This is a genomic window from Microbacterium sp. MMO-20, assembly GCF_037147735.1.
In the GTDB taxonomy this organism is placed as follows: domain Bacteria; phylum Actinomycetota; class Actinomycetes; order Actinomycetales; family Microbacteriaceae; genus Microbacterium.
Map to the genome: position 1 here is coordinate 1 of NZ_JBBCUU010000025.1, position 396 is coordinate 396.

Annotated in this window: 1 rRNA gene; it reads right to left on the reverse strand. The window is 55.1% G+C overall.

Annotation, left to right across the window (positions count from 1 at the left end):
* A 23S ribosomal RNA gene (locus tag WFI52_RS14145) occupies positions 1-396 on the reverse strand; the annotation flags it as partial.

Here is a 396-nt window from a genome sequence, read left to right on the forward strand (position 1 = left end):
TTAACCACGATTCTCTCGATCTCCTTGGTATTCTCTACCTGACCACCTGAGTCGGTTTGGGGTACGGGCAGCTAGAACCTCGCGTCGATGCTTTTCTCGGCAGCATAGGATCACCCACTTTTTATCCGCATCGTGTCTCAGCCTGTATGACTCCCGGATTTGCCTAAGAGTCGGCCTACGCACTTGCCCCGGGACAACCATCGCCCGGGTTGGGCTACCTTCCTGCGTCACACCTGTTAATACGCTAACCGCACCAGAATGGGGTCGTACGCTAGGCCCAACGCTTCACCCCGAAGGGATCCGTCAGTGGGATTCAGATACTTAGCACTACTGGATTAGTTTGGGCGGTTCTTCGCCGGTACGGGAATATCAACCCGTTGTCCATCGACTACGCCT